The organism is Mycobacterium innocens (genome assembly GCF_900566055.1).
Classification (GTDB): domain Bacteria; phylum Actinomycetota; class Actinomycetes; order Mycobacteriales; family Mycobacteriaceae; genus Mycobacterium; species Mycobacterium innocens.
The window spans coordinates 1-7,165 of sequence record NZ_UPHQ01000194.1; the positions used below are offsets into that span (position 1 = coordinate 1).

Annotated in this window: 5 protein-coding genes and 5 pseudogenes; 7 read left to right on the forward strand and 3 right to left on the reverse strand. The window is 64.0% G+C overall.

Annotated features, from left to right (window positions below; genetic code table 11):
* Positions 1-144, forward strand: a pseudogene (locus EET03_RS18935) (IS3 family transposase); the annotation flags it as partial.
* Here the strand turns inward: EET03_RS18935 and EET03_RS18940 are convergent.
* Positions 128-475, reverse strand: a pseudogene (locus EET03_RS18940) (restriction endonuclease); the annotation flags it as partial. The pseudogenes EET03_RS18935 and EET03_RS18940 overlap by 17 nt on opposite strands.
* Positions 476-811: 336 nt before the next feature.
* On the reverse strand, positions 812-1,372 hold the full coding sequence (locus EET03_RS18945; RefSeq protein ID WP_075541934.1) for a hemerythrin domain-containing protein: 561 nt from the start codon (positions 1,370-1,372) through the stop codon (positions 812-814).
* 188 nt (positions 1,373-1,560) lie between these two features.
* Between EET03_RS18945 and EET03_RS30355 the strand changes: the two genes are divergently transcribed.
* The 3 genes from EET03_RS30355 to EET03_RS18955 all read left to right on the forward strand — a co-directional run bounded on the left by EET03_RS30355 (position 1,561) and on the right by EET03_RS18955 (position 4,534).
* Complete coding sequence (locus tag EET03_RS30355) at positions 1,561-1,707, forward strand: hypothetical protein (protein WP_167470662.1); 147 nt, start codon at positions 1,561-1,563, stop codon at positions 1,705-1,707.
* A gap of 24 nt (positions 1,708-1,731) precedes the next feature.
* Positions 1,732-2,448: a GAF and ANTAR domain-containing protein gene (locus EET03_RS18950; RefSeq protein ID WP_063472670.1), complete on the forward strand. Its 717-nt coding sequence runs from the start codon at positions 1,732-1,734 to the stop codon at positions 2,446-2,448.
* A 124-nt stretch (positions 2,449-2,572) separates the two neighbouring features.
* Positions 2,573-4,534: a SpoIIE family protein phosphatase gene (locus EET03_RS18955; protein WP_075541935.1), complete on the forward strand. Its 1,962-nt coding sequence runs from the start codon at positions 2,573-2,575 to the stop codon at positions 4,532-4,534.
* A gap of 18 nt (positions 4,535-4,552) precedes the next feature.
* Here EET03_RS18955 and EET03_RS18960 read toward each other — a convergent pair whose 3' ends face one another.
* Complete coding sequence (locus tag EET03_RS18960) at positions 4,553-5,047, reverse strand: MarR family winged helix-turn-helix transcriptional regulator (protein ID WP_244232440.1); 495 nt, start codon at positions 5,045-5,047, stop codon at positions 4,553-4,555.
* A gap of 107 nt (positions 5,048-5,154) precedes the next feature.
* Here EET03_RS18960 and EET03_RS18965 point away from each other — a divergent pair.
* From EET03_RS18965 to EET03_RS31760, 3 pseudogenes are all read left to right on the forward strand, one after another.
* Positions 5,155-5,453, forward strand: a pseudogene (locus EET03_RS18965) (PE family protein).
* Positions 5,454-5,469: 16 nt separating this feature from the next.
* Positions 5,470-5,802: pseudogene (locus EET03_RS30360) on the forward strand (PPE domain-containing protein); the annotation flags it as partial.
* A 483-nt stretch (positions 5,803-6,285) separates the two neighbouring features.
* Positions 6,286-6,952 (forward strand): annotated as a pseudogene (locus EET03_RS31760) (MFS transporter); the annotation flags it as partial.
* Between the last annotated feature and the right edge of the window lie 213 nt (positions 6,953-7,165).

Sequence of the window (7,165 nt, forward strand, 5' to 3'; positions counted from 1 at the left end):
TACGAACCTGACGCCGACGGAAAACTCCCGCCGGAGAGCCTGTACGGCAGCCTGAAGATGTGGGCGCACCTGCAGCGACAGGGCATCCCGGTGGCGCGGCGCACGGTGGAACGGATCATGCGGCACACCGATCCGTCGTGGAGATGATCACCCGGTTGGTAAAGCCGGTTTTGCCCGACGCGGTGAAAAACGAGTCGATGTCGCCCTTGGACAGCGTGTGCGTCGGCTCGTAGAACTTGCACTGGATGGCGGTGTAATTGCCGGTGTCACGTTCCCGCGCGACCAGATCGATGCCGGTGTCGCCCTTACCCTGCCGTCCCGGCCAATCGATCCACCGCCACACCGCGTCGTAATGCTGCGCCAGCATCGGGTCCAGCTCGAAGTAGCGCACCATCAACTTCTCGAACTGCGTTCCCCGCTCCGCGTTCGACGGAGCCTTCCGGAACGCCTCGATGACGTCATGCACCGACCCCATAATTTGACGACCCTACTTGCGCGGTCAGACATGGTTCGCCAGATTGCGTTGGACGAGTCGTGAGTCGTCGGACGGGTGCGGCATAACCGAATGTATGTTCGATTATGCCGCCCGTTCTGAGCTTCGCGGGCATCACCCAAACGGCGGTAACCTCATTCTCGAAGCGTCCTGTCTCGCAACGTTGGGAGACGAGGACGCCCGTGGCCGAGGTAACGCGCGCCGGTCGCTTCAAGACGGCGGTCGAGATTCTGGGCGAGATCATCGTAGATCGCAGGCTCGAAGTAGCCCAGTGCTTCGCGCACCGGGCCACTTCGGGTTGGGGTTGCCCCCGGCAAATCAGCCTTTGCCGACAATCGCGTCGCGTGCCCGGTCCAGCATCGCCGCGAACGGTCCGGCCATCAGGTTGGCGATCTGGGACTCCACCCCGGCGTGGGGTCTGGTGGGTGCGGTCGCCTCGGCCAGCTTGGCGGCGCGGCCCATCCGTTCGAGTTCGTCGCTGCTCAGTTCGTCGCCCAGCTTGACGAACTCCTCGGATTCTTCATGCTCGGCGTGGTCGATGACGGCATCGCGCAGCTTGGTGAGCTTGCTGGTGAACTCGGCGCTGTCGACGTCGAGCTTCTCCAGCTCGCTGAGCACGGTCTTGGCTTCGTGCTCTTCCTCCAGTCGCTTGGTGACTACCGTCTCCCCACCGGCAATCTTGCGCTTGGCCCGCGGATGGACGATTTCCTCCTCGGCGGTTTCATGCACCGCCAACAAGCGACGCAGCTCGAGGAACGCCTCTTCTCGTTGTTTACCCGAGCTGGACAATGTCTTCGCGAACAGCGATTTGATCTGCTCGTGCTGGTCGACGAGAAAGTCGATTACATCGGTCGGTGATTTCAGAGCGGCCTGCGCCACGGGATGTCCTCCTCGCTCTCAATCGCGCTCAGTGCGCGTGGGCTGTTTGGTAATCGCGCGTGGTATCGGCTACCCGATCGGCAGAACCACAAACCCACACCGCCACGATCCGGACCACGCCGCCGAATCCGGGGGTTGTCAGCGGGCCGTCTGGGTACCCGATAGACGTGCACATGCGACGAGGACAGGTGCCTGGCGCCGCACGTCCCCGGGTGCGCAAAGCGTTGCTGATCGCCGATCTCGACTTCGACCAGCGCCGGGACTGGTTGAAGTCGTTGCCATTACCGAGCATGCGCCGACCCGAAAGCTACGGCCAGATCGTCGAGCTTGCGTAGCGCATCACCCGACAGGAGGACGCGGTGAACCGGCCCGGCGAGAAGTTCGTTGCCAAGTCACCCGAGGCAGCCGATATCGACGCAGCCGCCGCGGAATTGCTGGACGGCTACAGCAAAGAGATGACTACGACCAAACGGCTGAAGTGGATCACCGCCGCTGCGGCAGTGCATATTCCGGCCGTAAGCCACGCCGGGATCACGTTGATCACCCACCGCGGTGTCATCCGCTCGGTGGCAGCCAGCGACGTCGACTCCCTCGTCATCGACAACATCGCGCAGCGTTATCTACAGGGCCCGTGCTTCGAAGTGCCCAAGGGGCAACGAATCTGGCGGGTGGATGACGTCAACAGTGAGACCCGGTGGCCGGTTTTCACTCAGGAGGTACTGTCACAGACCTCGGTCCGGTCGATGCTGTCAATCCAGTTGTTCGGGCATGCCGACGGCGGAGCGGTCCTGAATCTCTACGCCGAGCAGCCGAATGCGTTCGATGAGCAAACCGAGGAGATTTCCTTGACGTTCGCGGCACACGCGGCCATGGCCATCGAAACCGACCGCCGTACGCGGGCACGACGCGAACCACTGGTCGACCGCGACTTGATCGCGCAAGCGACCGGTGTGCTGATGGAACGCTTCAACATCGACGCGCCTGCGGCATTTGTGCTGCTGACCCAACTGTCCACGAAGTATCGGCAGGTGCTGCCTGAGACCGCCAACCGGGTGCTCAACACGAATGCCACCTGACTCGACCGATCTTTTGGTGCCGCGACCTGGTCGTGGGCATTGCTAATCTGATTGTTGGCCGTTGACGAGATCCGTCGACGCGCTTGCCTTGGTTGCTCGATCGGTCCGTAGGAGGGACAGCCACATGGCGCCCGACATGGACTGGGACAAGAAGGTCGGCACCGCAGCGGACGTTCGCCGGATCTTCGAGAATGTGCCGGCGATGCTGCTGGGGCTGGAGGGACCCGACCACCGCTTCGTCGCAGCCAACGCCGCGTATCGCACCCTCAGCCCGACTTTTGTCGGCGTGGGACAGCTGGCGCGCGAGGTCTATCCCGAACTCGAGGGACAGCAGATTTACCACATGTTCGACCGGGTGTATCAAACCGGCGAGCTACAGTCCGGATCCGAGTGGCGGCTGCAGGCCGACTTCGACGGTTCCGGAATCGAGGAGCGATTCTTCGACTTTGTCGTCACGCCGCGACGCCGGGCTGACGGATCGATCGAGGGCGTGCAAATCCTCTTCGATGACGTCACGAGCCGGGTACGCGAACGACTGGCCGCCGAAGCGCAGGTCGAGGAGCTGTCCGAGCGGTACCGCCACGTCCGTGACTCGGCCATCATAATGCAGCAGGCGCTGCTCGCTCCGTCGGTGCCTGTCGTTTCCGGCGCCGACCTAACCGCGCAGTATCTCGTGGCTGCGCGGGACACCGCGGCCGGTGGGGACTGGTTCGACACGGTGGCCCTGGGGGATCGGCTGGTGCTGATCGTCGGGGATGTGGTCGGCCATGGCGTGGAAGCCGCGGCGGTGATGTCACAGTTGCGCACGGCGCTGCGGATGCAGATTTGGGCGGGACACACCATCGTCGAAGCCCTGCAGGCGGTGGAGTCCTTCCACGACCAGGTGCCCGGCTCGACCTCAGCGACGATCTGTGTCGGCTCCCTCGACCTGGCCACCGGAGAATTCCAATACTGCACCGCCGGGCACCCACCGCCGTTGCTGGTGACCGCCGATGCGAAGTCCCGCTACCTGGAGCCCTCGGGTGCGGGTCCGCTCGGCAGCGCAACGGGATTCCCGGTGCGTACCGAGATGCTCAACATCGACGATGCGATCATGCTGTACACCGACGGTTTGGTCGAACGTCCGGGCAGGCCGCTGGGGGCCAGCACGGCAGAATTCGCCGAACTGGCGGCAACCATCGCCAGCGGCGGCGGCTTCGTCATCGATGCGCCGGCCCGGCCCGTCGACCGCCTGTGCTCGGAAACGCTCGAACTGCTGCTGCGATCCACGGGTTACAACGACGACGTCACACTGCTTGCGGCACAACGCCGGATCCCGGCGCCACCGCTGTCCATGACGACCGACGCGACGATCCACGCCGCGCGCCGGATCCGCGCCCGGCTCCGTGAATGGCTTGTGCAGATCGGTGCGGACTCCACCGATATCTCGGATGTCGTGCACGCGATCTCCGAATTCGTCGAGAATGCGGTCGAACATGGTTACGGCACAGAGGTTCCCGGCGGTCTCGTGGTCGAGGCGACGCTGGACGGTCACGGCAAACTGCGGGCATCGGTGATCGACAGGGGCACGTGGAAGGATCACCGCGAAGGCGAAAAGGGCCGCGGGCGTGGACTCGCGATGGCCGCGGCCCTGGTCGGCGAATCGCACGTCAGGCACGACGCCGACGGGACCACCGCCACCATCACCCATCGGCTGTCCCGGCCGGCGCAGTTCGTCACCGACGCAGTGGTCAGCCGTGCCGCCTACCCAGCGGCGATCGACACGGAGTTCGTCTCGTTGGTCGCCGAGCCCGGCCGCATCGTCGTGCGCGGCGATGTCGACGCCACCGCAGCGACGACCCTGGAAAGCCAGATCGCCGTCGAAAGCCGCTCGGGGCTGGCGTCTTTGACGATCGATCTCAGTGCCGTCACCCACCTTGGATCAGCAGGTGTCGCCGCCCTGGTGACCGCCCGGGACCGGGCACGCAAACAGGGCAGCGACTGCGTGCTGACGGCGCCGCCGGGCAGCCCGGCACACCACGTCTTGTCGCTGGTCCGGATACCGGTGGTCAGCGGCGACGCCGAGAACGTCTTCGCCGAAGATTGACGCCGGCACTAGCCTGCACTACCGCAGCCGTTCTAAATCCGCGGTCACCGCGCCGAACACCTCGACGAGAACATTCGCCTGACGCGGGTTGACGTGTTTGGCGAACCAACGTTCGACTCCCCGGGCATGAAGCTGCCACGCTGATTGCAGATCACCAAGTCCTCGTGGGGTCAGCTGGACTCGCGTGGCCCGACGATTGGCCGGATCCGGGTTACGCGCGACACGACCGGATCGTTCCAGGTTGTCAACAATCCGAGTAATGCCGCTGGCACTGTAGACCAAAGCGGTGGCCAGGTCCTTCATGTACAGGGCCTGGTCGGGCGCGCGGGACAACTGCACCAGGGTGTCCAAGGTGAGCAGGTTCATGCCGCACTCGGCACGCAGCTCGGCATCGAGAGTGCGTTGCAGTAACGCAGCTGAATGAATACATAGCTCCCAGGCTTGTTCCTGCTTGGGATCCAGCTCGCTGAGCCGAACACCCGCTCGCGAGTCACCCTCATTGGTTCTGTTCACATGCGAATAGTAACAGGACTTACACTCGCTTTATCAATAGTTTACATACGTACAATACTGCTATCAAGTTTTGGTTCGGCTGGTCACCTGGCCTAGGAGAGGAAGACATGGCGTACGTCATCACAGAACCTGACGCGTTCAGCACAGCCGCCGCGGCCTTGGCGACTGCCGGCTCGGCCGTGGCGGCGCGAAATGCCACAGCGGCTGCCGTGACCACCGCGGTGATCCCCGCAGCCGCCGACGAGGTATCGGCGCTGACCGCCCAGCGGTTCGCCATTCACGGCGAGCGCTACCAGCAGGTCAGTGCTCAAGCTATGGCCATACACAGGATTTCGTGGCGGCCCTGCTGGCCAGCGGCCGTTCGTATGCGGTGGCCGAGGCTGCCAACGTGATGGCGGCGCGATGAAATCCGAGTACTGGCAATGGATTTCGGAGCACTGCCGCCCGAAGTGAACTCGGGGCGGATGTACTGCGGTCTGGGCGCGGGACCGATGCTGGCCGCGGCGGCCGCATGGGACGAGTTGGCCGCCGAGCTGCATTCGGCGGCCGACGCGCACCGCTTTCCGGCGATCGCCGCCACCGAAGCGCATTACGGCGAGATGTGGGCCCAGGACGCGGCCACCATGTACGCCTATGCCGCCTCGTCGGATGCCGCGACGAGGCTGACTCCCTTCGCGCCGCCAGCGCGGACCACCAACACCGCCGGGCTGGCGTCCCACGCCGCCTCGGTCAGCCAGGCAGCCGGTCCGAACACGCGGAAGATCGTGCACGCGGCCATTGTGACATTGCCGACGCTGAATATCAGTTCCACCGTCGTCTTGGTGTTGTCACTCCTGTGCTTCGTGCCCGGTGCGCTGCGCGACCTCACCATGCCCGCCGGCATGACCGTGGGGATGGTCCCCACCCAGGGAGCAGCTGACGCAGCGAAAGTCGCCGGTGCGGTGTCGGCCGGGCTCGGCCAGGCGACCAGGGTCGGCGGCTATCGGTGCCACGCATGCCGGCCAGTGCGACCGCGGCGACGATCCCCGCTCCGCAAGCACTGGCCGGCAACAGCGTCGACGCCCTGCCTGCTGTCAACTCGGTTGCACAACAGCCGGGCGTTGGAAGCGGGTTAGACAGCCTGGTCGGCGGGATTCCCGGGAGTTCGAAGTCTACGCAACAAGCCAGCAGCACAGTTGTGCGAGACCTGTTGCGACTCAATGTCCTTCCCCAACCGCAGTACGTCGGATAGTGCCATGATGGGATTCTGGGCCCAGTTTCGCAGTTTCAGCCGGCCCAAGCCGCGTACTCATGATCAACCAATTCGGATCCAGCATAGGCTTTTACATGCTGATGCCCTACTTGTCCAGCTATCTGGCAGGGACCCTTGGCCTGGCAGTGTGGGCAGTCGGCCTGGTGCTGGGTGTGCGCAACTTCAGCCGCAGGGCCTGCTTTTCGTGGGCGGTACGCTCGCCGATCGGCTCGGCTACAAACAGTTGATCGTGGCCGGTTGCCTGCTGCGCATTGGCGCATTCGGATTGTTGGCGATCGCCCAATCGCTATCGACGTTGTTGATTGCCGCGGCGGCAACGGCTTTCGCTGGCGCGCTGGTTCAACCCGGCGCTGCGGGCTTATCTTGCCACCGAAGCCGACGACCGCCGAATCGAAGCATTCGCCACCTTGAACATGTTCAACCGAGCGGGAAGCTTCCTCGGCCCACTAATCGGACTGGCTTTTGTAACATCGAACTTCCGGATGAGCGTCCTGGCGGCTACGGTGATCTTCGCCGTCCTTGCCCTCGCACAACTCCTGGCGTTACCGGGGCACCGATTCGCAGATCCGGGTCCGGTCGCGCCGGCGAAGATGTCCATCATCTCGGACTGGCGGGCGGTCGCGGGCAATAGATCGTTCTTGCGGTCCGCCGCCACCTATCCCTCGACCCTACATGTAATTGAGTGGCATCGAGTGTCGTTAACGTGAAAGGCGCGCTGCCACAAGGATAATCGGACTTACCACAGCACCGATGATCCGAGATGGAGCGCACCTAACAGATGCAGACTAGCAACGATTGGTCGAAGAATCTCCGTATCGAGGTGCGTGGCGATGATGTCGTCGGGCACGCCGGGAACGTGATCCCGC